This is a genomic window from Kitasatospora sp. NPDC042419, from assembly GCF_056437345.1.
The window spans coordinates 1-23,217 of the sequence record NZ_JBWKAW010000059.1 but is presented as its reverse complement, the minus strand read 5'-3'; the positions used below and the strand labels follow the sequence as shown (position 1 = coordinate 23,217).

The 23,217-nt window shown below is 72.7% G+C and carries 25 protein-coding genes and 1 pseudogene; 16 read left to right on the top strand and 10 right to left on the bottom strand.

The features are described 5' to 3' along the window. Positions 1–518: 518 nt before the first annotated feature. The 6 genes from AC067J_RS42765 (at position 519) to AC067J_RS42740 (ending at position 4,798) form a co-directional block, all read left to right on the top strand. A complete protein-coding gene (locus tag AC067J_RS42765) occupies positions 519–710 on the top strand; it encodes a hypothetical protein (protein WP_478308261.1) in 192 nt (63 codons plus the stop codon). 5 nt (positions 711–715) lie between these two features. Beyond that, positions 716–1,063, top strand: a complete 348-nt coding sequence (locus AC067J_RS42760; protein WP_478308259.1) for an ArsR/SmtB family transcription factor — start codon at positions 716–718, stop codon at positions 1,061–1,063. Further along, positions 1,060–2,799, top strand: a complete 1,740-nt coding sequence (locus AC067J_RS42755; RefSeq protein ID WP_478308257.1) for a SulP family inorganic anion transporter — start codon at positions 1,060–1,062, stop codon at positions 2,797–2,799. Before AC067J_RS42760 ends, AC067J_RS42755 begins: the two co-directional genes overlap by 4 nt. A gap of 104 nt (positions 2,800–2,903) precedes the next feature. Beyond that, positions 2,904–3,311 (top strand): ATP-binding protein, encoded by a 408-nt coding sequence (locus AC067J_RS42750; protein ID WP_478308256.1) that lies wholly within the window; start codon positions 2,904–2,906, stop codon positions 3,309–3,311. A 709-nt stretch (positions 3,312–4,020) separates the two neighbouring features. After that, entirely contained in the window at positions 4,021–4,332 is a 312-nt protein-coding gene (locus AC067J_RS42745) for an STAS domain-containing protein (protein ID WP_478308255.1), read from the top strand. A 79-nt stretch (positions 4,333–4,411) separates the two neighbouring features. Continuing rightward, positions 4,412–4,798: an ArsR/SmtB family transcription factor gene (locus AC067J_RS42740; protein ID WP_478308254.1), complete on the top strand. Its 387-nt coding sequence runs from the start codon at positions 4,412–4,414 to the stop codon at positions 4,796–4,798. 13 nt (positions 4,799–4,811) lie between these two features. Here the strand turns inward: AC067J_RS42740 and AC067J_RS42735 are convergent, their stop codons facing one another. Next, entirely contained in the window at positions 4,812–5,192 is a 381-nt protein-coding gene (locus AC067J_RS42735; RefSeq protein ID WP_478308253.1) for a carbonic anhydrase, read from the bottom strand. A gap of 38 nt (positions 5,193–5,230) precedes the next feature. Beyond that, positions 5,231–5,851: a TetR family transcriptional regulator gene (locus AC067J_RS42730; protein ID WP_478308251.1), complete on the bottom strand. Its 621-nt coding sequence runs from the start codon at positions 5,849–5,851 to the stop codon at positions 5,231–5,233. A gap of 220 nt (positions 5,852–6,071) precedes the next feature. Between AC067J_RS42730 and AC067J_RS42725 the strand changes: the two genes are divergently transcribed. The 3 genes and pseudogenes from AC067J_RS42725 (at position 6,072) to AC067J_RS42715 (ending at position 10,034) form a co-directional block, all read left to right on the top strand. After that, complete coding sequence (locus AC067J_RS42725) at positions 6,072–7,634, top strand: ABC transporter substrate-binding protein (RefSeq protein ID WP_478308250.1); 1,563 nt, start codon at positions 6,072–6,074, stop codon at positions 7,632–7,634. Between the two features lie 300 nt (positions 7,635–7,934). Then, positions 7,935–8,645, top strand: a pseudogene (locus AC067J_RS42720) (tyrosine-protein phosphatase); the annotation flags it as partial. A 207-nt stretch (positions 8,646–8,852) separates the two neighbouring features. Then, positions 8,853–10,034 (top strand): glycoside hydrolase family 1 protein, encoded by a 1,182-nt coding sequence (locus AC067J_RS42715; protein WP_478308263.1) that lies wholly within the window; start codon positions 8,853–8,855, stop codon positions 10,032–10,034. A 617-nt stretch (positions 10,035–10,651) separates the two neighbouring features. Here the strand turns inward: AC067J_RS42715 and AC067J_RS42710 are convergent. Continuing rightward, entirely contained in the window at positions 10,652–11,803 is a 1,152-nt protein-coding gene (locus AC067J_RS42710) for an erythromycin esterase family protein (RefSeq protein ID WP_478308249.1), read from the bottom strand. Between the two features lie 78 nt (positions 11,804–11,881). On the opposite strand from AC067J_RS42710, the gene AC067J_RS42705 reads away from it, so the two are divergent. Continuing rightward, positions 11,882–12,658, top strand: a complete 777-nt coding sequence (locus tag AC067J_RS42705; protein WP_478308248.1) for a MerR family transcriptional regulator — start codon at positions 11,882–11,884, stop codon at positions 12,656–12,658. A 289-nt stretch (positions 12,659–12,947) separates the two neighbouring features. Next, the gene (locus AC067J_RS42700; protein ID WP_478308247.1) at positions 12,948–13,829 is read left to right on the top strand and encodes a GNAT family N-acetyltransferase; all 882 of its coding nucleotides are present in this window, start codon (positions 12,948–12,950) and stop codon (positions 13,827–13,829) included. A gap of 92 nt (positions 13,830–13,921) precedes the next feature. Here the strand turns inward: AC067J_RS42700 and AC067J_RS42695 are convergent, their stop codons facing one another. Further along, positions 13,922–14,428, bottom strand: a complete 507-nt coding sequence (locus tag AC067J_RS42695) for a DinB family protein (protein WP_478308246.1) — start codon at positions 14,426–14,428, stop codon at positions 13,922–13,924. A 189-nt stretch (positions 14,429–14,617) separates the two neighbouring features. Continuing rightward, positions 14,618–15,304 (bottom strand): NAD(P)H-dependent oxidoreductase, encoded by a 687-nt coding sequence (locus tag AC067J_RS42690; protein WP_478308245.1) that lies wholly within the window; start codon positions 15,302–15,304, stop codon positions 14,618–14,620. A gap of 90 nt (positions 15,305–15,394) precedes the next feature. On the opposite strand from AC067J_RS42690, the gene AC067J_RS42685 reads away from it, so the two are divergent. Further along, the gene (locus AC067J_RS42685) at positions 15,395–15,862 is read left to right on the top strand and encodes a MarR family winged helix-turn-helix transcriptional regulator (RefSeq protein ID WP_478308244.1); all 468 of its coding nucleotides are present in this window, start codon (positions 15,395–15,397) and stop codon (positions 15,860–15,862) included. Between the two features lie 315 nt (positions 15,863–16,177). Then, positions 16,178–16,339, top strand: coding sequence for a hypothetical protein (locus tag AC067J_RS42680; protein ID WP_478308243.1), 162 nt, complete (start codon positions 16,178–16,180; stop codon positions 16,337–16,339). 328 nt (positions 16,340–16,667) lie between these two features. On the opposite strand, the gene AC067J_RS42675 is transcribed toward AC067J_RS42680, so the two are convergent. Next, positions 16,668–17,054, bottom strand: coding sequence for a hypothetical protein (locus tag AC067J_RS42675; protein ID WP_478308242.1), 387 nt, complete (start codon positions 17,052–17,054; stop codon positions 16,668–16,670). Between the two features lie 319 nt (positions 17,055–17,373). Here AC067J_RS42675 and AC067J_RS42670 point away from each other — a divergent pair, with 319 nt between their 5' ends. Further along, a complete protein-coding gene (locus AC067J_RS42670; protein ID WP_478308241.1) occupies positions 17,374–18,162 on the top strand; it encodes an aminoglycoside adenylyltransferase domain-containing protein in 789 nt (262 codons plus the stop codon). A gap of 200 nt (positions 18,163–18,362) precedes the next feature. Here AC067J_RS42670 and AC067J_RS42665 read toward each other — a convergent pair whose 3' ends face one another. From AC067J_RS42665 to AC067J_RS42655, 3 genes are all read right to left on the bottom strand, one after another. After that, positions 18,363–19,208, bottom strand: a complete 846-nt coding sequence (locus AC067J_RS42665; protein WP_478308239.1) for an alpha/beta fold hydrolase — start codon at positions 19,206–19,208, stop codon at positions 18,363–18,365. Between the two features lie 234 nt (positions 19,209–19,442). Further along, a complete protein-coding gene (locus AC067J_RS42660) occupies positions 19,443–20,429 on the bottom strand; it encodes an NAD-dependent epimerase/dehydratase family protein (RefSeq protein WP_478308238.1) in 987 nt (328 codons plus the stop codon). An 89-nt stretch (positions 20,430–20,518) separates the two neighbouring features. After that, positions 20,519–21,247, bottom strand: coding sequence for a methyltransferase domain-containing protein (locus AC067J_RS42655; RefSeq protein ID WP_478308236.1), 729 nt, complete (start codon positions 21,245–21,247; stop codon positions 20,519–20,521). 69 nt (positions 21,248–21,316) lie between these two features. Between AC067J_RS42655 and AC067J_RS42650 the strand changes: the two genes are divergently transcribed. Continuing rightward, positions 21,317–22,420, top strand: coding sequence for an NADH:flavin oxidoreductase/NADH oxidase (locus AC067J_RS42650; protein WP_478308235.1), 1,104 nt, complete (start codon positions 21,317–21,319; stop codon positions 22,418–22,420). Between the two features lie 79 nt (positions 22,421–22,499). Here the strand turns inward: AC067J_RS42650 and AC067J_RS42645 are convergent, their stop codons facing one another. Continuing rightward, positions 22,500–23,027 (bottom strand): MarR family winged helix-turn-helix transcriptional regulator, encoded by a 528-nt coding sequence (locus AC067J_RS42645; RefSeq protein WP_478308234.1) that lies wholly within the window; start codon positions 23,025–23,027, stop codon positions 22,500–22,502. 97 nt (positions 23,028–23,124) lie between these two features. Here AC067J_RS42645 and AC067J_RS42640 point away from each other — a divergent pair. After that, positions 23,125–23,217: NAD-dependent epimerase/dehydratase family protein (locus AC067J_RS42640; protein WP_478308262.1), on the top strand; the 93-nt coding region annotated here is incomplete at its 3' end.

The window sequence follows — 23,217 nt, the reverse complement described above, 5'->3', positions numbered from 1 at the left end:
CGTTCGCCGATCGGCGCCCACATCGGCCCGGTCGCGCACGCCGCCATCCACCACGTGCGGTGCCCGGTCGCGGTCGTCTCCTACGACTGAGACCGAACGCGGAGCCACGCCGGTCGACTGCCCCACCCGAGGCCGGCCATCACCTGCTCCGGCCCGCCCACCGACCGACCGCCGCGGTTGCCGCCCAGAGCTGGGAGCAGTGAACGGCTCCGTCCGTCAGCCATCGGCCCGTGTCGGCGCGTGGTGCCGCCGGTGTGCGGCAGCCGAAGTCGCCGACTGCAATCGCCGGTCCCAGGACACGTGTGGCGACGGCGGGAAGCCCCGTGGCAGCGAGGCTGCGGATTGCGGTCCAGCGGCACGCAAAGGGGATCGCAGCCAATCGTGATCGACCGGCTGCAGCCTGGTCACGACTTGCTTTGATCGTGAGTTGAAGAATTCTTCATATTCATAGATGCTGCATCCTTGTATGGAGAGCAGTACGGCCGGCTGCCAGGGCGGTCGACCCAGGGAGGGTGGCGATGAGTGACATGTTCGACGAGGAGCTGCGCAAGCAGGTGGGTGAGGCCCGGCGACTTCGTACCCAGGCGCGGGAGGCCGGCGACGAGGACGGCGCCCAGGCGTATGCGGGCCGAGTGACGCAGTTGGTGCGGATCGCCGCCCTCCACGGCATCACGGTGGAGCGCACCGAGGACGATGAGGAAGAGGACTGAGCGCCATGGCGGTCCCGCTGTACCAGGCGAAGGCGGAATTCTTCCGCACCCTCGGCCACCCCGTGCGGATCAGGGTCCTGGAACTGCTCCAGGACGGACCGCGCCCGGTGCGCGAGCTACTGGCCGCGATCGAGGTCGAGCCGTCGAACCTCTCCCAGCAGCTCGCCGTGCTGCGCCGCACCCAGCTGGTGACGGCGACCCGAGAGGGAAACACCGTGGTCTACGCGCTGAGCACTCCGGACGTGGCCGAACTGCTGCGCGCGGCCAGGCGGATCCTCACCGAGATGATCACCGATCAGGGGACGCTTCTCGCAGAGCTACGCGAGCCGCAGCGGCAGGCGCACGAGGCATGAGGGGGACGTCAGCGGGCTTTGCGACTGCCTCCGCATTCACAGCCCTCGCCCGGCGGGCGGGGGCGCGGGTGCGCGCGGTGCTGCCGAACCGGACGGTGCTGGAGACCATGGGCCGCTCCCCGCGCAAGGACCTGCTGGCGGGGCTGACGGTGGCGATCGTCGCACTGCCACTGGCGCTCGGATTCGGGGTCGCCTCCGGTGCGGGAGCCGAGGCAGGACTTGCCACCGCGGTGGTGGCCGGCGCACTGGCCGCCCTCTTCGGCGGCTCCAACCTGCAGGTGAGCGGGCCCACCGGGGCGATGACGGTGGTCCTTGTCCCGATCGTCCACCAGTACGGCACCGCCGGAGTCCTCACCGTCGGACTGCTGGCCGGGGTGCTGCTGGTCGCCGCCGCGCTCGGCGGCGCCGGCCGGTTCATGGCCTACGTACCGGCCCCGGTGGTGGAAGGTTTCACCTTGGGTATCGCCGCCGTGATCGGCCTCCAGCAGGTGCCCGCCGCGCTCGGCGTGAAGCCGTCCGGCGCGGAGAACGTCGCGGTCGCCGCCTGGGACGCGGTCGACGACTTCGCGCGCACCCCGCACCTGGTCGCACTCGCCCTGGCGGCCGGGGTCGCGGCGGTGATGCTGGTCGGTGCCCGACTGCGGCCGGGCGTCCCGTTCTCACTGCTGGCGGTAGTTGCCGCCACTCTCGTCACGGGCCCGGCCGGCCTGGACGTGGCCACGATCGGACAGCTGCCCGCCGGGCTGCCCGCCCCCTCGCTCGCCTTCCTGCACCTCGGCGAGATCCCGCACCTGGCCACCGCCGCGCTGGCCGTGGCCGCGCTGGCGGCGTTGGAGTCGCTGATGTCGGCGACCGCGGCGGACGCGATGAGCGTCTCGGAGCGGCACGACAGCGACCGTGAACTGTTCGGCCAGGGCATAGCGAACCTGGTCGTCCCGTTGTTCGGCGGCGTCGCCGCGACAGGTGCGATCGCCCGCACCGCCGTCAACGTCCGCTCCGGCGCCGCTTCCCGCCTCGCCGCGCTCGTCCACGCCGGCGTGCTGGCCGTGGTGGTGTTCGCCGCCGCCCCGCTCGTGTCCGGTATCCCGCTGGCCGCGCTCGCCGGGGTGCTGATCGCCACCGCGGTGCGCATGGTCGAGGTCGCCTCGCTGCGGGCGCTGGCCCGCAGCGGCCGGGGCGAGGCCGCGATCCTGGCCCTGACCGCCGGCGCGACCCTGGCCTTCGACCTGGTCACCGCCGTCATCGTCGGACTGCTGGTCGCCGGCGCGCTGGCCCTGCGCCAGGTCGCCCGTACCGCCGCGCTCACCAAGGTGTCGCTGCACGAGGGCCTGCCTCCGGCCGACCACCACGCCGAGGAACAGGCCCTGCTCGCCGACCACATCGTCGCCTACCGCATCGACGGCCCCGTCTTCTTCGCCGGGGCCCATCGCTTCCTGCTCGAACTCGCCGAGACCACCGACGTCAAGGCCGTCATCCTGCGCCTGTCACGCGTCAGCACGATCGACGCCACCGGCGCCCTCGTGCTCGGCGACGCCATCGCCAAGCTGGAGCAGCGCGACATCCTCGTCCTGGTCTCCGGCGCACGCGAGGACCACCTGAGAACACTCGACGCCCTCGGCGTGCTCGACGCCCTCCACGCCGAACACCGGGTCTTCGCCGCCACCCCCGACGCCATCGGCTACGCCCGGCGCCACCTGAAGAGCGTCCTCCAGAACACCAGGCAGGTACGGCGGTGACCCGCCGCCGGCGGGGCTTCCGCCACCACCGGGAACCCGACCCCTTCCCGACGGCCCCGGCCGCGGCACCACCCGAAACAGCAGGAGGCGTCTACGCCCTGACCATGGCCGTCGAACCGGCGATGGTCCGCCTGGCCGCGCGCACCACCCACGCGGTCCTCACCACCTGGGGCGTCCCCGCCGCAGCAGCCGTCCTGGACGCCGCCCTGCTCATCGTCACCGAACTCGCCACCAACACCGTCCGCCACGCCCGCTCCACCCGCGCCACGCTGGCCGTCGTCGTGGCCGAGGACCACCTCACGATCGCGCTGCGCGACGACGACCCCCGCCTCCCCCCGCTCCCCGCCCCTGCAGACCCGCCGGGCACGGCGCCCGCACCAGCCAGGGGCCTTGCGCTCATCGCAGACCTGGCCGCGGACTTCGGCGGCCGCCTCACCGCGATACCCGACAGTTCAGGAGCCGGCAAGACGATCAGCGTCCTACTCCCCTACTCCCCGCCGCACCGCCCGTAGGAGGCCGGCTTGCACGTCGAGATCACCACCTACGACGACCACGGAAGACCTCAGCCGCCCCTCTACCCCGACGCGGCAGAACTGTGAGAACACCTCGCCCACGCGGCCGCCACCGGTCGGCGCCTGTACATCCGCCCCCGGCCCCGGTCGACACCCCCCATCCTGAGGAGCACCGATGAACTCGGCCAGCAGTGACGAGAGGAAGCGCCGCAAGGCCATGCTGGTCCGCGCCTCGATCCTTCACGGCGAAGGCATACCGGCGCCCCCCGGCGCGGCCACTCAAGCGCCGTGGCCGCGGCCGGATCCTCGCTTGGTGCCTGCCCGTCCCCGCCTACGGGCAGGCACCTTCTGGTGGCGTGGGCCGGGCGTCCCATTCGTCCCGGCCCACGCCAAGCGGCCGCCCCGGCGTCGGTTCCGGGACGGCCACTTCGCGGCAGGCGCTTCCGGCAACCCGTCGCATTGCACACCTTAGCAGTTGCTAATATTGGCAATAACGAGGAAGGGAACCGGGTATGCATGTCTCACCGCACGGGCGTGCCCGGGCGTCGACCGCTCCGTTCGTGGTCGCGGGTGTCTTGTGGCGCCCGACAACCAGCGAGCGGCGCCCGAACCCGCCATGCGGGGCATACCCACACTTCCCTGCCCCTGATGGTCGTCGGGGCCTCGCCAGTGCTCACCGCCACCTCGGGTGTGCTGAAAAGAGGTGGCGGTGAGCATGCAATGGGACCTCGAACGAACCGGTGACATCGGCGTGTTGCGCCTGTCCGGCTTCCTCGGCGAGAGCACGGCGCACCGCTTCACCGGCGCCGTCGACTGGACCGGAGCACGCCGCACCGGCGCGGTCGTCATCGACGTCGCCGCACTCCAGGGCTGGAACAGTGAAGGCGAGGCCCCGATCGTCAACGCGGCCGGCGGCCTCGGAGACCGACACGCGCCCCTACTCGCCACCGCCCACGGCCTGGGCGTCCTGCGCCTGTTTCCCGACACCGACACGGCGTTCGCCACCCTCGCCCCGCACTGACCAGGCGGTTCGTCGGCGTTGCTACAGTTTCAACCGATGATGCCAAGCCCATCCGCCACCCGACGGGGGCGGTGAACCCGTGACCACCGACAGCCCGCGGCAGCCCTCCGTCACCACCGTGCCGCTCTACCAGCACAAGGCCGAGTTCTTCAAGACCCTCGGCCACCCCGTGCGCATCCGCGTCCTGGAACTCCTCAGCCAACGCGAACACACCGTCGCCGAGCTCCTTCCCGAGGTCGGGGTCGAACCCGCCCACCTCTCCCAGCAGCTCGCGATCCTGCGCCGCACCGGCGTCGTAGCGTCCCGGCGCGAGGGTGCCTCCGTCGTCTACCGGCTCACCAGTCCCGAGGTCGGCGAGCTCCTCATCGTCGCCCGTTCCATCCTCACCACCCTGCTGACCGACCGCGCCGGGCTCCTCGACGACCTGCGCCCCGAAGCCAGCCCCGCACCCGACGACCGGCCCTGACCACGGCGACGGCCTACCGGTCAGTCGAAGTGACCCGACCGGAGTCCAGGCTGTAGTAGGCGCCGACCACCTGGAGCCTCCCGGCCGCAATCAGCGGACGCAGCAGGCGGTCGTGGTGCAGCGCGGCCACGGTCTGCCGAGTCCGGGCGTGGATGGTGGCCTCGACCAGGTCGTCCGGCGCCGCGCCCGGGCGCAGCGCCTCGTCATAGGGGCGGCGCAGGTCGTGTGCGATGTCGGCCAGGTGGCCGGGTGGCCGCCGGTGGTCGCGGAAGCACTCGACGGCGGTGGTCACCGCCCCGCAGCGCTGGTGCCCCAGGACCACCAGCAGCGGGGTGGCGAGTTCGGCGGGCGGGCGACACCCGCATCCGGATGGGCGGCCCGATCGCAGCACCATCTCTCGTTGCCCGCCCGCAGCCTGGCCAACGCCAAGGATCAACGATGGGCCGGGGTCTGGGCCGAGGCGGACAGGATGTCGCGGAACGCGTCCGCCCAGCTTCCCTCAAGGGCGTTGTCGTCGCCGAGAATGAGTTGACGGCGTGTCATTGCGGCTAGCACCCCGCCGAGTGCGAACGGGCGCAGGTCGCGCAGAGGGTCGACGCCCAGCCGGGTGGCGGTGATCTCCGCCGCGCGCTGCGCGAAACCGTCGATCTGCAGGATCGCGTAGTCGTGCACGGTGCGGATACCGAGGAATCGTCGGCGCAGCCGGCGGCGTCTTTCGGCGTCCTCGGCGGGTTCCTCAAGTCGGCCCTGGGTGGCGTCAGTAGCGTATGTGAGGGCCTCCCACGGGCCGAGGCTCGCGGGAGCGGCGGCGAAGGCGTCGAGGACGGGGTCGCCGAAGCCCCAGCCGAAGAGGAGTGCCTCCTTGGCGGCGTAGTAGCGGAAGAAGGTGCGGCGGGCCACGTCGGCACGCTCGCAGATGTGCTCGATTGTGGTTTGCTCGAAGCCCGCCTCCTCGAACAGGTCCAGTGCGGCCGCTCGGATCACCTCGCGGGTTCGCGCCTTCTTGCGGTCGCGCATTCCGGCCGTAGCCGGCGCTGCTCCCGGTTCGTCCATGCTGTTTCGCCCCGTTCCCGGCCCTGCAACGTCCGCCGGGGCCGTGCTGCCCGACCGGGTCACGTAATCACGGGTGGCCGGTGGTACTCAAGGCGGGCTCGGGGCGTCGGCATTCCGCCACGCAAAGTTTGCACGAGTGCCATTTGGCATCAGTGCCACTTCTCTATGGTTGGTCGCGAGGGCAGCCGAACGGGCACGCCTCCGAGGAGACCGAGGAACCATGAAGCGACAAAAGCACGTTCTGGCAGCGGCCATCTGCACCGTCGCCCTCACACTCACCGCCGGCGCCTGCTCGGCCACCGATGACGCCGCGCCCGGTGGCTCCGCCCAGGCCGCCCCGGGCGCCAACGGCCCGGCGCTCGACGGCGGCACGCTCAGAATCGGCCTGGACCGCCCGTTCGCCAAACTCGACCCGGCCGACGGCATTCTGACCTCGCAGCCCGTGCTGGTCCTGGCCAACGCGCTGTACGACCCACTGATGGTCAACGGCAACAACGGCACCGTGAAGCCGTACCTGGCCAAGGCGTTCACCCCGAACGCGGACGCCACCGCCTGGACTCTGGAGCTTCGCGAGGGCGTGGCGTTCAGCGACGGCAAGCCGCTGGACGCCCAGGCCGTCGCCGACCACGTTGCCCGCCTGTCCAAGCCGGAGAGCAAGTGCTCCTGCGCCGCCGACGCCGCCACCATCCGCGGAACCGCGGTGAACAGCCCCACCACCGTCGTCTTCACCCTCAACGCGGCGAACACGGCCTTCCCGAACCTGTTCACCCGCTCCCTCGGCTACGTATCCCAGACCCCGGCCGGCGAAGCGCCCGCCGTCGGCACCGGCCCGTACACCGTGGAGAGCGTCCAGCCGGGCGTCTCGGTCACCGTCGCCCGCAACCCCTCCTACTGGGGCGACAGGGGACATGCCGACAAGATCGTCTACAAGGTGCTGACGGACGCCGACAGCCGCTACCAGTCGCTGCGCTCCGGCGACGCCGACCTCATCTGGACCGAGACACCCTCCCAGCTCAAGCAGGCCCCCCGAGACGGGCTGAGGGTCGCCACCGGCCCCAGTGCCACCTCCACCATCCTGTTCAACACCAAGGCTGCGCCCTTTGACGACCCCCGGGTCCGCCAGGCCCTGCAGTACGCCATCGACCGCGAAGCCGTCGAGAAGGTCGTCCAACTCGGCCAGGGCACGGTCTCGGACGGCCCGATCGGTTCCGCCTCCCCCTACCGCACCGCCGGTGCCGCCGACTACCCGGCCCACGACCCGGCGAAGGCCCGCGCGCTGCTCGCCGAGGCCGGTCACCCTGGTCTCTCCTTCGAGTACCAGGTCGACAACCGCCCCGAAGGCCAGCAGCGGGCCACCGTCATCCAGCAGATGCTCGGCGAGGTCGGCGTGAAGATGACCATCAAGCCGATGGACCCGGCGACCCTCGGTACCTCGCTGGCGCAGCGCAAGTTCCAGGTACAAGGCTTCGTCACCAGCATGTTCGGCGACACCGACACCGCGCTGAGCGCCCTGTACACCGCCGCCTCCCCCTACAACTTCACCGGCTGGAGCGACCCGAAGGCCGAGCAGGCCATCGCCGCCGGGCGAGCCCGGCTGGACCAGGTCCAGCGGGCCGCCGCCTACAACGAGGCCGCCGAGGCCGTCGTCGACCAGGCCCCGATGCTGTTCCTCACCGAGAACCCGGCCGGCTTCGTGGCCACCGCCAAAGTCGCCGGCCTGCCCGACCTCTCCAAGCGGGCCGTCGTCAACGTCTCCCCGGCCACCCTCTGGGTGAAGCCGTAACACCGCCCGCCCCGGCCTCGCCGGACCAGGTGGCCCGGGCTCCGCGGACAGGACGCCGCCACCCACTGACGGCAGCCCGCGCACCACCGGCGGAACCCGGCCACGAAGAAGCACCCCGACCCCCTGACCCGCTCCGGCCCCGCCCGAGCCGGCCGGACATCGCCCTCCTCGGCCCCGGCCCCCGCGACACCCCTGACACCCCCAGTGCCACGACTGTCCGTGGCACCTCGCCCACCGAGGCGACACGCGGATGCCGCCGGCCCTCGACTACACAGTGCCCCGCACCACCGAAAGGTCCTCATGTCCCTGCTCAACTTCCGCGACCCCGCCCGGCAGTCTGACCCCGACCGTACCTGGATCCGGCCCGGCATCCTCTTCCGCTCCGCGCAGGCGTTCCCGTGCGCCGGGCCCGACACCGTCGCCCAGCTGCGCGACGCGGGAATCCGCGCCGTCGTGGACCTGCGCTCCGCCGGCGAACGCGAGCCGGCCGACTGGACGGCCGTCGAAGCCGCCGGGATCACCGTCGTCGACGCGTCCCTGGACCCTGCGGCGGATTCCGTGGGCCGCCAGATGGCGACGATGCGCACCGGTGCTGACCTCGGCGCCTTCTACCTCGCCCTGGCCGAGTCCTCGCCGGCCGCGATCACCACCGCCGTGCACACCATCGTGCGGCACGGCCCGGCGCTGGTGCACTGCGCGGCGGGCAAGGACCGCACCGGACTTCTCGTGGCACTCCTGCTCGACCTGCTCGACGTACCTGCCGAACGCATCGCGGCCGACTACGCCCGCTCGGCCGACGCCGTGCCGCACGTCTTCGCCGCACTGGCCCAACGCTCCCGCGTCACCTCGCTCAACCGCGCACTGGATGCAGCCGACCAGAAGCCGACGATCCCCCCGCTCCTGCTGCAGGCCCCACCCGAGGCGATCCTGGCGTTCCTGGAAGGCATCCGGGTACACCACGGCAGCTCGGAACAGTTCCTCCTGCACTGCGGCGTCGACCCTGCCGACCTCCACGCCTTCCGCATCGAGGCCGCCACCACCGTCCCTTCCGAAGCCCCCGCGCTCCTGGCCCCGTCGGAGCCGCACGCGGCCCTGCCGACCGGCGAGTCCGGCGCCGAGGCCGCCCGCGAGGACGTCTCCTTCGACACCGAGGACCCGCTCCTCCGCCGCGGTCACCGGGCCGACTCACAGGGGGGTGACCGCGTTGGCGGCGCCCCCCTGCCGGACGGGTTCCTGTTCGGCGCCTCGACCGCCGCCCACCAGATCGAGGGCAACAACACCACCAGCGACTGGTGGGTCCTCGAACACCGCCCCGGCACCCTCCTCCCCGAACCCAGCGGCGACGCCGCCGACAGCTTCCACCGCTGGCCCGAGGACATGGACCTGCTCGCCGAACTCGGCTTCAACGCCTACCGGTTCAGCATCGAGTGGGCCCGCATCGAGCCCGTCCGGGGCCGGTACTCGCGGGCCGCGCTGGCCCACTACCGCGCCATGGTGGAAGGCGCCCTGGCTCGCGGCCTCACCCCGGTGGTGACGCTCCAGCACTTCACCCTGCCGCAGTGGCTCGCCGAGGCGGGCGGCTGGCTCGCCCCGGACGCCGCGGAGCTCTTCGCCGCGTACGCGGCTACCGCCGCCGCCGAGGTGCTCGACGGCGTCCGGTACGTGGCCACGATCAACGAGCCGAACATCCTCGCCCGGATGCACACCATCATGCGGCTGCACACCTCCGGCGGCACCGTCCCCGGCGACCTCGACCGGATCGACCCCGACGAGGCGATCACCGAGGCGCTGATCCGCGCCCACGGCGCGGCGAGCGCCGCGCTGCGCGCCGCCGACCCGCGCCTGCTGGCCGGCTGGACGATAGCCAACCTGGGCTTCCACCCGCTGGAGCCCGGGGCCGAGGCCACCGCCGCAACCCTCGCCCGACGGCGCGAGGACGTCTTCGTCGAGGCCGCCCGCGCCGACGACTGGATCGGTGTCCAGGCCTACAGCCGCATCCCGGTGGGCCCCGACGGCCCGGCCCCCCTCCCCGACGGCACTCGCACCACGATCAAGGGCTGGGAGTACTACCCGCAGGCCCTCGGCGAGGCGGTCCGCCGCACCGCGCGGATGGTCGGCCCGGACGTGCCGCTGCTCGTCACCGAGAACGGCATCGCCACCACCGACGACGCCGAGCGGATCGCCTACACCACCGAGGCGCTGGCCGGTCTCGCCGCCGCCCTGCGCGACGGCGTGGACGTGCGCGGCTACCTGCACTGGAGCCTGCTCGACAACTACGAGTGGGGTTCCTTCCGGCCCACCTTCGGCCTGGCCGCCGTCGACCCGCAGACCTTCGAGCGCGTCCCGAAGCCGTCCGCCCACTGGCTCGGTGCCCTCGCCCGCGAGCACCGCCTGGGCTGAGCCGCACCCACCCTGGTTGGCCGGCCGACACCCAGCCGGCCAACCGGGCTGACGGTCCGACCGTCACACATCTCCTCACCATTGCCACCGACGCCCCCGCCTGGCAGTCGCTTTCGGCAGCCCGAACGGGCGTTCTCGCACCACGGTAGCCAGGTGCAGGGCATACCGGGCGGTCGTGGCCAGCGCCGGGCTGCATCCGCACAGTTCCTCAAGGCACGTGCGTTCGGTGTCGTCGAGTCGCTCGGGCGGCGCATGACCCAGTCCGTCACACGGCGCACGCTCAGGTCGGGAAGCGGGGCCTCTGCTGGAATCACCCGGTGCGGTACGGCAGCAGGTGGCGCCGGACGGCGTTGACATCACCGCGGTAGCCCAACTGCTGGATCTCCCGGGTGAGTGCGGCGGAGTTGGTACATCCCTCCGGTGCCGGGGGACATCAACCAGCACCAGGACGTCTTCCTCCCCCCTGCCCTGCCGCTGTGCTGACAACGACAGGGCAGCGCGGGACGGGACGGGGCGGAGCGGGACAGGGCAGCGCGGGACCGGCGGCCGCCTCCGAGTAGGAGGCGGCCTCCGCGGACTCACCCACGCCCGGCGCGAGACATGGGATCCACCGCCCCCTACTCCGGCGCGGACGCCGGGCCCTCTGCGATGTGCAGGACCGCATCGGCCCCGTCCACGGTGGCGCCGTCGAGCGGGAAGTAGCCCTGTGCCGGAGTGGTGTCGGTGCGACCGCGGCTCCGCGGGATCCCGGCGGCGGGCGTCAGTGACCAGGTGGCGGCCCCGCTCTGGAGGAAGCCCTCGTAGGTGTCGGGATCCGGCTCGTCGAGCCCGATCGCCGCGCTGCGCCCGAGGCTCCCGGCGACGAAGAAGTACTCCTCGACGCCGGTCAGAGCGGCCAGGATCCGGCCGGCGCCGTACCAGACCACGTCGCGCTCCCCCATCTTCCAGACGGTCGGGTTCCGTTGCAGGTGGCCGTTGTGGGCGAAGACGAGGGTCCCACCGCGCGCGGCCTCCACGGTCCTGATGTCGAGGAGGTGCTGGGCCATGATCTCGTCCCGGGTGGTGAGCAGGCCCGCCACCCGCTCACCCGGCTCCAACGGCCGCGCCGCCTGCCGGTGGTAGCGGAGCAACCCGATCCCCGCCGTCAGGTACGTCCTCGCCCTGATCCACTCCGCCCGCGAGGTGGCCGCGATCCGTTCCGGCGCGCGGGCGTACAGCAGGCCCGACACGTCGTCGGCAACCGCCCTCAGCCGGTCCGCCTCCGGCGACGCCCCCGGCGACATCGCCGCGTCCATCACCGCCTCGGTGCGGCTCCACCGCTCGTCGTCCCCGACCAGGGCCGCCACGTCCAGGTCGAGCCCCAGGTAGTCGCGGGCGTGTTCGAGGTACGGGCGCGGGCTGGGCGCGCGGTCCCACTCGGTCGGGGCGTCGAAGCCGTGGAACGCCAGGCGCTCCTCCGGCGGCCGGTTCCGGTTGTGCTCGCGCATCCACGCCACCAGCCGCCGACTGGCCTCCGGCTCCCCCGACCCGTGCGAGAAGCCGACGCGCATCACCTCGTCGAGCGACCCCGCTCCCTCCCGGACGTAGTCGTCGACGGCCAGCGCCGCCACCCGGTCCGTCTCCAGGGCGATCGAGCGGAAGCCGCACTCGACCAGTTGCGCGAACAGTTCGTTGCGGACCCGCCCGAAGGCCGGCTCCCGGTGCGTCGGCTCGCCGAACGCCACGAGTCCGCACGACACGGGCACGAAGTCTCGAATGTCCTGACTCATGAGTCTCAATCGTATCCTTGAAAGAACGGTTGAGACTTTTCTTGTCTCAGCCCGAGGATCCGGCAGTAAAGTCTCAAAGTGCTGACGAACCGACTGCGACCGGCCGACCTCGCGCGCGAGCACGGCCTCTCGCCCCAGGCGGTCCGCAACTACGAGCGGGACGGCTTCCTCCCGCCCGCCGAGCGGACGCCCAACGGATACCGGATCTACACCGAGGTGCACGCCGCGGCGCTGCGCACCTTCCTCGCGCTCGTCCGGGCCCACGGGCACGCGACCGGCGGCGAGATCATGAACGCGGTGCACGACGGGCGGCTCGACGACGCCCTGACGGCCGTCGACCGCGGGCACGGCCGGCTCCTCCGGGACCGCGAGACCCTCGACGCGGTGCGCGGGCCGCTGGAGCATCTGGCGGCGGCCGGGCACCGGACGAGTGGCGGGCCCGAGTCCGAGTCCGGGTCCGGGCCCGGGTCCGAGTCCGCGCCCGAGTCCGCGCCCGAGCCGGTCCCCCGGAGCATCGGCGAACTCGGGCGCCGGCTCGGTCTGACCCCCGCCACGCTGCGGACCTGGGAGGCAGCAGGCGTCCTCGCCCCGGCGCGGGATCCCGCGACCGGGTACCGCGTCTTCCGCTCGGCCGACGTCCGCGACGCCGAACTCGCCCACCTGCTCCGGCGCGGGGGCTACCGGCTGGAGCAGATCTCGGCCGTCGTCCGGCAGATCCGCACGGCCGGCGGCACGCCCGCCCTCGCCGCCGCGCTGACGGACTGGCAGGCGAGGCTCACCGCGCGGGGCCGGGCCATGCTCGACGCCGCCGCACACCTCAGCCGGTACTTGGAGGAGTCCCGACCTGACGCCTGACCGAACGCCTGGGACGGCGGCCGCCGAAGGCCCCTGACAAGGCCTCTGACAAGGCCCTGAACAGGGGGCTTCCGGGGCCGCGCCGGTAAACCCGTTGCTGCTTCCGGGACGGAGCGGCTACCTTCTCCGGGCCGCCGGTCGCCCCTGGCCGACCCCGGCTCCGACCCCGACTCCGCCGCCGACGCCGTCGTCGCCGTTCACCCAGGAGGTGTGTGCAGGCCGTGCACACGAACGGTCAGCGGTCGACCCCGGGGCCCGGCACCTCCACCCTCACTACGACGGAGACACTTTGTCCATTCGCATCACCGCGCTGACCGACCCCGATGGCAGCCCGTCCGGCCACCGCCTGGCGTGGCTGGCCTCCGACACCGACGGACGCCCCGTCGGGTCGGCGTTCCTGCGGCTCTTCACCAGGACCGGGCAGGAGCACCTCGCCGAACTGGAGCTCCACGTCCATCCGGCCGAGCGGCGCAACGGCACCGGCTCCCTGCTCCTGGACGCGGCCGTCGCCGCCGCACGCGGGGACGGCCGGCGCTGTGTCATCACCCAGGCCGAGGCCGGCTCTCCCGGCGACCGGTTCCTGCCGGCCCGGGGTTTCCGCAAGGTCCTGACCCTGACCTTCACCCGGCTGCCGTTGGCCGACGCGGACATCACCGCCCTCACCGGGATCGCCGAGCAGCCGCACCCCGGCTACCGGCTGGCGTCGTGGGAGGGCACGGTCCCCGACGACCTCGCCGAGACGTTCGTCGCGTCGCGCCGCGCCATGGACGACATGCCGATGGGCGCCACGGACTTCGGCACGGTGACGTGGGACCTGGACCGGGTGCGGGCCGCGGCGGCGGCCGTCGAGAAGCGTGGCGACCTGCTGCACACCGTCGTCGCCGTCGACGAGTCGGACGGCTCGATCGCCGGTTTCACCGAACTGGTGGTGCCCGGCGACGGCAAGGGCGACGGCCAGCACTACGGCACCGGCGTCCTCCCCGAGCACCGCGGGCACGACCTCGGCCGCTGGATGAAGGCCGAGTCGATCCGGCAGGCCCACGCCCGGCACCCGGACCTCGGCGGCCTGCTCACCGACACCGCCGACAACAATCCGTACATGCGGCACATCAACGACGCACTCGGCTACGCACCGACGCACACGACGTTCGAGTACCAACTCGACCTCTAGGGACGACGGGTCCGGGCCGGGCGTCGCCCCACGCCGACCCGACCCACCCCGGCCCTGACCGGCGCTCCTCCGCGTACTCCTGCGGAGGAGCGCTACTCCCCGGTCGTCCCGTCGAGCAACTCGCGCAGGATGTCCAGGTGCCCGTTGTGGCGGGCCGTCTCCTCGGTGAGGTGGAGGACGATCCAGCGCAGGTCGACGTGGAGGCCGTTGCGGACGGCTCGCTCGGCCCGGGCGTCGAGGTCGTTCCCGGCGACCAGTTCGCGGTAGCGGGCGCTCTGTTCGGCGTACTCGTCGAGCAGCTGCGTGAGCGGGAAGTCGACGGCGATGCGCATCTCGCGGTCGGGGTCCTCCTCGGTCCAGGGGCCCTGGTCCTCCTCGCCGAGGAAGACCACCTGGAACCAGAAGTACTCGACCCAGCGGAGGTGGTTGACCACTCCGCTCATGGTCATCAGCGGCGAGCTCGGCAGGGGCGCCTTGCGGGCGTTCTCCGCGGAGACGCCCTCGCACTTGGCGCGGGCGGTGTCACGTGCGTAGTCGAGGAACGTGGTGAGCTGGGTGCGCTCGTCCCACGCGGGCGGTGTGTCGTTGATTCTGGTCATCGCGCGAAGCATTCCCGATCACGCCACCGCTGTCGAAGCATTTTGCGCGGCGCCCGCGGTGCCTGCGGCGGCCGCGGTACCCGGCGCGGCGCAACGGGTCGCCGCAGTACGCCGGGTCGTGGCGGCGTGCCAGCGGTCGGCGTGTCAGCGCTCGACGTGCCAGTGCTCGACGTGTCAGTGGTCGGCGTGTCAGTGGTCGGCGGGCGCGCCCTGCCGGCCGTGCGGCCCGGGGCTTGCGTGGGCATGCGCCGGGGCGAGGGCCGCGAACCGCTTCTCGGTGTCGCGGAGCATCTGTCCGCGCTGTTCCGGGGTCCGGTCGGCGACGCGGTCGAAGTTGACCCACCGCAGGCCCTTGATGCCGATCTTGCCGAAGGTGCCCTTGAACAGGACCTTGGTCAAGGGGTCGCGGTACCACCAGCGGTAGGCCTTGTCCGGGGTGGTCATGACGGACAGGACCGTGACCCCTTGCAGCCGCGGCATCAGGTTGCGGAACGGGTTGCCCTTGGCGCCGGGCGTCTCGGCGAACACCACGCCCTTGGTGAGCACCCGGTCGAGGAAGCCCTTGGTGGCCGCCGGCATCGCCTCCCACCACACCGGGAACGCGAACACCAGGTGGTCGGCGGCCAGCAGGCGGTGCTGGTAGTCGCGCACCTGCGGGTCGACCACGGCGCCCTGCCGCCACGCGGCCAGGTCCTGCCGGGTCATCACCGGCGAGAACCCGTCGGCGGCCAGGTCGATCAGGTCCACTTCGTGCCCCGCCGCGGTGGCGCCGCGGATGGCGGCGGACGCGACGGCGGCGGTGAAGCTGCGGCTGTGCGGGACGTTGTCGGCCGAGGCGAGGGTGTAGGGGTGGTCGAGGACCATCAGGACGCGCATGCGGGACTCCCGAAGACAGGCAACCGTTTCGTGAGCAACCGTTGCAGTTCAAACGGTCGCCTGTCAAACGGACTGGGATATCCTGGCCGCATGGACGACACCCCGCCGATGCCGGACGACCTGGCCACGCTCTGGTACCTCACCCGCCGGGTCGCGGGCCTGATGGACCGCAGCGGCGAGGCACTCTTCCAGCGGGAACTGGGCATCTCCCTGGCCCAGTTCCTCGTGCTCTCCGTCATCGACGCCCACCCCGGGCCGCTCAACCAGCAGCAGGTGGCCGACCGCCTCGGCCTGACCAAGGGCACCGTCAGCCGCCAGATCGACAACGCGGTCTCCGCCGGACTGGTGACGGTCCAGCCGTCCCCGCACAGCCGCCGGGAGAACGCCGTCCTCCTCACCCCGGCCGGCACCGATCTGGTGCGCCGCGGCGACGCGGCGTTCGACCGGGAACGCGAAGCCGCCCTGCCACCCCTCGACCCGACCGACATGCACGCCGCGATCCGCGTCCTCGCGGCCATGAACCACACCCTCGGCACGCACCGCGACGCGCACCACTGAGACCCCGCCCCACCGATGACGACCGGGCCGGCCACGCTCAGCGGTCGCCGACCCCCGGGCGCGGCCGGGACTCCGCCCCGGATCGGGCACCCGCTCCCACTCGCCCCGCAAAGCGGCGCGGATCAGCTCGACACCGAGTGAAGACTGGGAGCCAACTGGCCACTTCCCCTTCGATCAGTAGGCGATTTCCTGAACGGACCGGAAAATGCAAGGCGGTTGCCTGCGTTTGGGTGTAGAGTCTGAAGCGCAGAGGGTGGTCCGAGGGGAAGGCATCACAGTGATGCCGACGGATCGCCCACCGACAAGGGGAGCATCATGACCTACCACCTCGAAGTAGCGCGGGCGACGATCGAGGAGCGACTGCGTGAGGCCGAGAACGAGCGCCTCATGCGCGCGTTCCGGCTCAAGAGCCGCGCCGAGCGCACCAACCGACGAGCACACCGGGCCCTGGCGAGTCTGGTCGGCCCGACCGTATGAGCACGGCACCCGCAACGGGCCGTCACCGCAATACCGGTGACGGCCCGTTCGGTTCGCGCCGCGAGAGCAACTCGCGGGCCGGGTCCTGCCCGCGCCGTCGGCGTACCGTCCGGACCGCACGCGCCTGAACACCGCCCCATCGGCTCCATCGGCTCCATCGGCTCCATCGGCGACCACCTCGCCGCCGGCTCCGTGCCGAAGCAAGTCCGAGCGCCCGTCCGGGAAGCGTCGGACTTCCGCCGAGGACGCCAGGGCGGCGCGCCGGAGGACCTCCACCTTCGGGGCGGCAGCCCGGTCGGCCGACGCCCCGGAACAACCTGACCCGGCGTCAACCCGGAACGGTGTAGGCGGTCTTCTCGGCCAGGGCACCGTCACGGAAGCAGAACCGGAAGACGACCACGTCGTTCCGGTCGGCGGACTCGGTGGAGAGCAGACGCAGGCACCCGGCGCCCGCGGGCACGGCCGGCGCGCCCTTGTCGAGATCGTCGGCGAGGAACCTGCTGAAGAAGCTGTCGCCGTCGGGCAGACGGCGCCGGACCTCCGCCTCGGCGGTGCCGACCTGGACGGCGTCGTACTCCTTCCGCTCGATGAAACCGTCCCGGTAGTTGCTGTAGAGCAGCCAGCCGCCGAGGGCGACGAGGACTAGGAAGAACGCCCCGATCACCCCGCAACCGATCAGGCAGCCGTTGCGTCGTTTGGTCGTCGTGTCGTGCATGGGGACCACTCTTGCGACGGGACATGGCACGGGGCTGTCTTCGAAAGTCGCTCGTGCGATCGACTTCCGGTGCGGGTCGCCCGCTGACGCCGGTGCAGGAGCAGGAGCGGGATCAGGTGCAGGAGCAGGCGTCGCGGCCGGCTCCGGCGACACGGGCTCCGGCGGCACGGGCTCCGGCGAACGGCCACCGCGCGGACGCCGGCCGCGCGTCCAGGGCGGGCCTGAGGAAGCGCTCCCCCACCGATCCGGCGGTGAAGGGTACCGGCCGAGTCGGCCACGACGGCCGTCGGCCACGGGTCCGAGTGGGCAGACTGGGCCCATGACCCGCGATACCGAGGACCGGCGGCCGATCCCCGCCGAGCTGCGCCCGTACCTGGAGGAACTCGTCCGCCGCACCCGGGCCGTGTGCGGGCCGCACCTGGTGAGCGTGCTCGTGGTCGGCTCGGTGGCGCTCGGGGACTACCGGCACGGCCGCAGCGACGTGGACGCGGCGGTCGTCGTCCGGCCGGACCTGCCGGAGCAAGCCCTGCGGCAGCTGGCCGAGGAACTCGCCCATCCGCGACTGCCCTGCCCGGCGGCCGGCCTGGAACTGGTGGTGTACGACGCGGACTCCGCCGCCCGTCCCTCCGGCGCGCCCGGGTACCTGCTGAACCTCAACACCGGCCCGCTGCTGCCGGACCGCGCCGATCACGACCCCACCGGCACACCGGCGTTCTGGTTCGTCATCGACCGCTCGATCGCCCACCGCGCCGGGATCGCCCTGTGGGGTCGACCGGCGCGGCAGGTGATCGCGGAGCCCGGCCCTGCCGACCTGTCGGCCGCACTGCGCGCCTCCGTCCGCGAGCACGCCGACGGCGAGGGCCACCTCGCGGACAACCGCGTACTCAACGGCTGCCGTGCGCTGGTGTTCCACCGCACCGGACGCTGGAGCGCCAAGCGGGCGGCGGCCCGGGAGACCGCCGCCGCCGAACCGGACTTCGGACCGCTGATCGAATCGGCGCTGCGCAGCTTCGAACGCCCTCGTCCGGCCGCCGCAGAGCTGCCCGCGGCCGAGGTCCGGGCCTTCCTCGCCCACGTCCGCGACCAGCTCGCCGAGGCCTCCGGCTGACCGGCCCCGGGATCCGGTCGGCCTCGGCCCCACCCTCCGCGCCACGGTGGGTGGTCCGTCGCCCGATGACGGCTCGCAGGCCGGCACCCGGGCGCACCGGTACGGTCGGGCACCGCGCCGACGGCGCCGACTGCGCGACAGGGCCGGGCCCGTGCCTCGTCCGCTTCACCCGGATCCGGGCCGGGCACCGGGGGGCACCTTCAGTTCAGGAACGCCGTGGTGGTCGACACGAAGGTGTCGGCGTCGTCCATCCACGGGTAGTGGCCCGCGCCCGACTGGACGACGAGTTCGACGCGCGGGAACAGCTCGGCCAGGCGGGCCACCACGTGCGGCGGCGAGGCCAGGTCGAACTGCCCGGCGAGGACCAGGACCGGCACGTCGAGCGCGGCGAGCGCCGCCCGGGTGGCGTCCGGGTCGAAGGCGCCCTCGGACCCGAAGACCTCCGCCGCTGCCGCGTTCCACTGGGCCTCCTCCGCCGCGCGGTGGGCTTGTGCCGTCGCGTCCCAACGGCCGTAGAGGAAGGGCGCGATGGTCACCCAGTCCTCGGCCGCGGCTTCGCCCGCGTCGACGGCCTCGAAAGCCGCCGACGCCGCCGCGTACCAGGGCTCGTCCTTGCGGAGCCGACCGACCTCGCGCCGGTCCTCGCCGGTGATCTCCAGGCCCACGGCGTTGGTGCCGGGAGTGATGAGGGCGAGCCGGTCGACGCGGTGCGGGTACCGCTCCGCGTACCGGACCGCCAGGTTGGCGGCGGCGGAGTGCGCGAGCAGCTCCATGCGGTCGAGGCCGAGGTGTCGGCGCAACGCCTCGACGTCCTCGACCAGGCGGTCGCAGCGGTAGGAGGCGGGGTCCTCCGGTGTGGCGGACCGTCCGGCGCCGCGCTGGTCGGCCACGACCAGCCGCCGGTGCGCGGGGAGGCCGCCGAGGTCTCCGAGGTACACGGAGTCCCGCATCGGTCCGCCCGGCAGGCAGACCACGGGGGCACCGTTACCCTCCCCGAGGACACGGTAGGCGAGCTCGGTGCCGTCGGACGCGAGGACGGTGGGCATGGTTGTGCTCCTAACAAGGTGTGCGGTGCCGTCGTGGGGTGGAAACGGCGCGGGGGCGCCGGCGAGGGCGGCCGGTGACGGGCCGACGTCGGCGGGGCGGGCACCTGCCGTTCCCGCCGGGCCGGCCGCTCACTGCGCGGCGTGCAGTGTGCGGTGTGCAATGTGCGGCGTGCAGTGACCGGTGTGCAGTGAGCACGCCGACCGACCGCCGACCGACCGACCGTCAATCGACCGTCAACCGGCCAGCGCGGCGGCCTCCGAGTCCGGGGACAGGCCGAGGACCGGCCGGTCGGGGCGCTGCGGCGCGGTTCCGCCCAGTCCGTCCATCCACTCCCACGTGTCGGCGACGGTCTCGGCAACCGGCCGGCAGCGCAGCCCTTCCGCGAACGCCTTGGACGTCTCGGCGCCGTACAGGTAGTGGTGCAGTTCGCCCGGCGGTGCCCAGATCGGCAGCTCCGTCCACGGGGCGATCCCGGCGGCGGCGATCCGCTCGGGGTCGGTCCAGCGCAGCTCGGCGTCCGATCCGGTCGCGGCCACGCACGACTCCAGGAGTTCGCCCATGGTGGCGTGACCGGGCCGGCTCACCAGGTTGTACGGGCCGGACAGCCCGCGCTCGGCAGCGTCCAGGGTCCAGACGGCGAGGTCGCGGGTGTCGATGTACTGGAGCGGAAGGTCACGCGGGCCGGGGGCGAGGACGGGGCCGCCCCGGGCGATCCGGCTCAGCCACCAGGTGAGGCGGCCGACGTCCTCGCCCGGGCCGAGGATGAGGCCGGCCCGCACCAGCAGTGAACGGTCCTCGCCGAAGGCGTCGGTGACGGCGATCTCGCCGCCGCGCTTGGCCTGCGGATAGGGGACGTCGCCGTCGTCGGGCGAGCCGTCCAGCAGGACGCCGTTCTCGGCGGCACTGTGGTCGACCGGATCGGCGTACACGGAGCCGCTGGAGATGTACACGTACCGGCCGGCGCGCTTGGCGAGCGCGCTCGCCGCGTCACGCACGGCCGAGGGCCGCGCCGACCAGGTGTCCACCACCAGGTCCCATTCGCCGTCGCCGAGCGCGGCAAGTCCGTCGGGTTCGGTCCGGTCACCCTGGAGGACGGTGGCTCCGGACGGTGGGCGGCGGCTGCCGCGGTGCAGAAGGGTCACGTCCCACTCGCGGGACAGGGCCTCGTTGACGATGGCGCGTCCGACGAAACCGGACCCGCCGAGCATGAGAAGTCGCATGTCAGCCACTGTCCCTACCGATATGACGATCGGTCTACCCCGATCCGCCAGCAGCGGAATCGCCGTCAGCTGAACCCGAACGGGCACTTTCAGCCGCCGCCACGGAAGGCGGGGCGAACCGTGCCGCCAGAGCAACCGTCAGATCGACTGCCAGGGAAGCCGTCAGAACGGTCGTCAGAACGGTCGCCAGAGCGGACGTCAGGGCGGCTGCCGAATGCCCCCGCGGCGGCGACCGCGCTTGAGCCCCCCCGCCCCCGGAGGACGGATGTGACGGGGAGGACCGCGGGCACCGTGAATCCGGCCCCTGCTGCCAGCCGGGCGAGCTCTCGGCCGATGCGGGCTTTGCGGACGTTGCGGACGTTGCGGACGACCTCGTCCGCCACATGCCGGGTGCAGGCACGCGAGAGCCCGCCGTCCGGATGGTCGATGGCGAGGCTGTCCCAGTCCGGCTCGCCCATGACGAGTCGCCCGCCGGGCCGGGCCACCCGGCGGATCTCACGGAGCGCCCGGACGGGATCGGCGACGTGTTGCAGCACGCGGTCGGTGCGTGCGCGGTCGGCGGTGTGGTCCGTCGGCGGCAGGTCGTGGATGTCGCCCGCCCGCACGGTGACGGTGACGGTGGGCCGAACCCGTGCGAGCTCCCGCCCCACACTGACCGCTTCGGAGTGACTTCGCTGCGGGGGCCGGGAGTTGGGGACGGCGTCGGGCTGGGCCCGGCGGGTGGCCGACGGTCTGCCCCTGGTGCCCCACGGGCCGGACCGAGGCCGAGCGGTAGGCCCTTGCAAAATGCCCGCGTGCGCAACTATCTTCGGTGGCATAAATTGCGTCTGCAAGCAGATGCAGGTGTGCCCGCGCCTCCTGGCGCCGCCGACCTTCCGGAGTCCGACATGAGCACCACCCTGTTCACCCCGTACACCCTGCGGTCACTGACCATCCCCAACCGGATCTGGATGCCGGCGATGTGCCAGTACAGCGCCGTTCCGGACGGGGACGCGGCCGGCGTCCCGACGGACTGGCACTTCACCCACCTCGCGGCGCGCGCGGCCGGCGGCACCGGGCTGATCATCACCGAGGCCACCGCCGTCAGCCCCGAGGGCCGCATCAGCCCGTACGACCTGGGCATCTGGAACGACGAGCAGGCCGCGGCCTTCCGCCGGATCACCGCCTTCCTGAAGTCGCAGGGCACCGTTGCCGCGATCCAGCTCGCCCACGCCGGGCGCAAGGCCTCCACCGAGCGGACCTGGGTCGACCGCGGGCGCGCCATCGCCGCGGACGAGGCCCACGGCTGGGCGCCGGTCGGCCCCAGCGCCGTGCCCTTCTCCCCCACGCACACCACGCCGGCCGAGTTGACCGAGGATCAGATCGCCCGGATCGTACGGCAGTTCGCCGACGCCGCGCGGCGCGCGCTCGACGCCGGCTTCCAGGTCGCCGAGATCCACGGTGCCCACGGCTACCTGATCCACGAGTTCCTCTCCCCCCACACCAATCGCCGCACCGACGGCTACGGCGGCTCCTTCGAGGGGCGCATCCGCTTCGCGCTGGAGGTCGTCGACGCGGTGCGCGCGGTGTGGCCCGAGGAACTGCCCGTCTTCTTCCGCGTCTCCGCGACCGACTGGCTCACCGAGAACCCGGAGGACGGCCGCGAGGGCTGGACCTCCCGCGACACCGTCCGCCTCGCCAAGGAACTCCAGGCCCACGGCGTGGACCTGCTGGACGTCTCCACCGGCGGCCTCGTCCCCGACGCCAGGATCGAGGCCGCGCCCGGCTTCCAGGTGCCCTTCGCCGAAGCCGTGCGCGACGGGGCCGGCCTGCCCGTGGCGGCCGTCGGCCTGATCACCGACCCCGCGCAGGCCCAGGCCCTCGTCGCCGACGGCCGCGCCGACGCCGTCCTGCTCGGCCGGGAGCTGCTGCGCAACCCGTACTGGGCCCGCCACGCCGCCGCCGAACTCGGCGGCGAGGTGCCCTCCCCCACCCAGTACCACCGCGCCTGAGCCCGTCGCCCGCCGGCCGGTCACCGTCGGGCGACCGCCGTCGGGCGACCACCGTCGGGCGACCACCGCTGGGCGATCGCTACTGGGCGAGGTCCTCGGCGTGGTCGTCGAGGGTGAGGAGGACGCGGCGCAGCAGGCCGGTGAGCTGGTCGCGCTCGGCGGTGGTGAGCCCGGCGAGCTGGCGCTCCTCGCCGGCGAGGTGGTGCTCGACGAGGCGGTCGGTCAGCTCCCGGCCGGTGTCGGTCAGGGAGATCAGCACCCGGCGGCGGTGGGCGGGGTCGACGGCCCGGTCGACCAGGCCCTTCTCCACGAGGTGGTCGATCCGGTTGGTCAGCGCCGCGGAGCTGACCATCGCGGCCGAGCTGAGCTCGCCGGCGGTGAGGACGTGCGGCGGGCCGGAGCGCAGCAGGGTGGCCAGAACGTCGAACTCCCAGGGTTCGACGCCGTGGACGGCCAGGTTCTCCTTGATCCCGCGCTCCAGCAGGCGTGAGGCGCGGGAGAGGCGGCCGATCACGGCCATGGGGGAGGTGTCCAGGTCGGGGCGGACCGCGCGCCACTGTGCGGTGATGCGGTCGACGCCGTCGCGCCGGGGCTGCTGTTCGGTCATGCCCCGACCCTAACACTTCGACATGGAAATGTTTGACATCACGGATCGCCGATGCCTATAGTTTCGACATCGAAATTTTCGACATAGGGGGAATCTCATGAAGGTTCTGCTCACCGGTGCGACCGGTTACATCGGCTCCGCCGTCACCGAGCACCTGGCCGCCGCCGGGCACCAGGTGGTGGCGCTCACC

Coding starts and splice junctions, on each gene's coding strand:
- AC067J_RS42765 (WP_478308261.1), top strand. CDS start 519: ATGAGTGACATGTTCGACGAGGAGCTGCGCAAGCAGGTGGGTGAGGCC.
- AC067J_RS42760 (WP_478308259.1), top strand. CDS start 716: ATGGCGGTCCCGCTGTACCAGGCGAAGGCGGAATTCTTCCGCACCCTC.
- AC067J_RS42755 (WP_478308257.1), top strand. CDS start 1,060: ATGAGGGGGACGTCAGCGGGCTTTGCGACTGCCTCCGCATTCACAGCC.
- AC067J_RS42750 (WP_478308256.1), top strand. CDS start 2,904: ATGGCCGTCGAACCGGCGATGGTCCGCCTGGCCGCGCGCACCACCCAC.
- AC067J_RS42735 (WP_478308253.1), bottom strand. CDS start 5,192: ATGGTGCTGCGATCGGGCCGCCCATCCGGATGCGGGTGTCGCCCGCCC.
- AC067J_RS42730 (WP_478308251.1), bottom strand. CDS start 5,851: ATGGACGAACCGGGAGCAGCGCCGGCTACGGCCGGAATGCGCGACCGC.
- AC067J_RS42725 (WP_478308250.1), top strand. CDS start 6,072: ATGAAGCGACAAAAGCACGTTCTGGCAGCGGCCATCTGCACCGTCGCC.
- AC067J_RS42710 (WP_478308249.1), bottom strand. CDS start 11,803: ATGAGTCAGGACATTCGAGACTTCGTGCCCGTGTCGTGCGGACTCGTG.
- AC067J_RS42695 (WP_478308246.1), bottom strand. CDS start 14,428: ATGACCAGAATCAACGACACACCGCCCGCGTGGGACGAGCGCACCCAG.
- AC067J_RS42690 (WP_478308245.1), bottom strand. CDS start 15,304: ATGCGCGTCCTGATGGTCCTCGACCACCCCTACACCCTCGCCTCGGCC.
- AC067J_RS42685 (WP_478308244.1), top strand. CDS start 15,395: ATGGACGACACCCCGCCGATGCCGGACGACCTGGCCACGCTCTGGTAC.
- AC067J_RS42680 (WP_478308243.1), top strand. CDS start 16,178: ATGACCTACCACCTCGAAGTAGCGCGGGCGACGATCGAGGAGCGACTG.
- AC067J_RS42675 (WP_478308242.1), bottom strand. CDS start 17,054: ATGCACGACACGACGACCAAACGACGCAACGGCTGCCTGATCGGTTGC.
- AC067J_RS42670 (WP_478308241.1), top strand. CDS start 17,374: ATGACCCGCGATACCGAGGACCGGCGGCCGATCCCCGCCGAGCTGCGC.
- AC067J_RS42665 (WP_478308239.1), bottom strand. CDS start 19,208: ATGCCCACCGTCCTCGCGTCCGACGGCACCGAGCTCGCCTACCGTGTC.
- AC067J_RS42660 (WP_478308238.1), bottom strand. CDS start 20,429: ATGCGACTTCTCATGCTCGGCGGGTCCGGTTTCGTCGGACGCGCCATC.
- AC067J_RS42655 (WP_478308236.1), bottom strand. CDS start 21,247: ATGCCACCGAAGATAGTTGCGCACGCGGGCATTTTGCAAGGGCCTACC.
- AC067J_RS42650 (WP_478308235.1), top strand. CDS start 21,317: ATGAGCACCACCCTGTTCACCCCGTACACCCTGCGGTCACTGACCATC.
- AC067J_RS42645 (WP_478308234.1), bottom strand. CDS start 23,027: ATGACCGAACAGCAGCCCCGGCGCGACGGCGTCGACCGCATCACCGCA.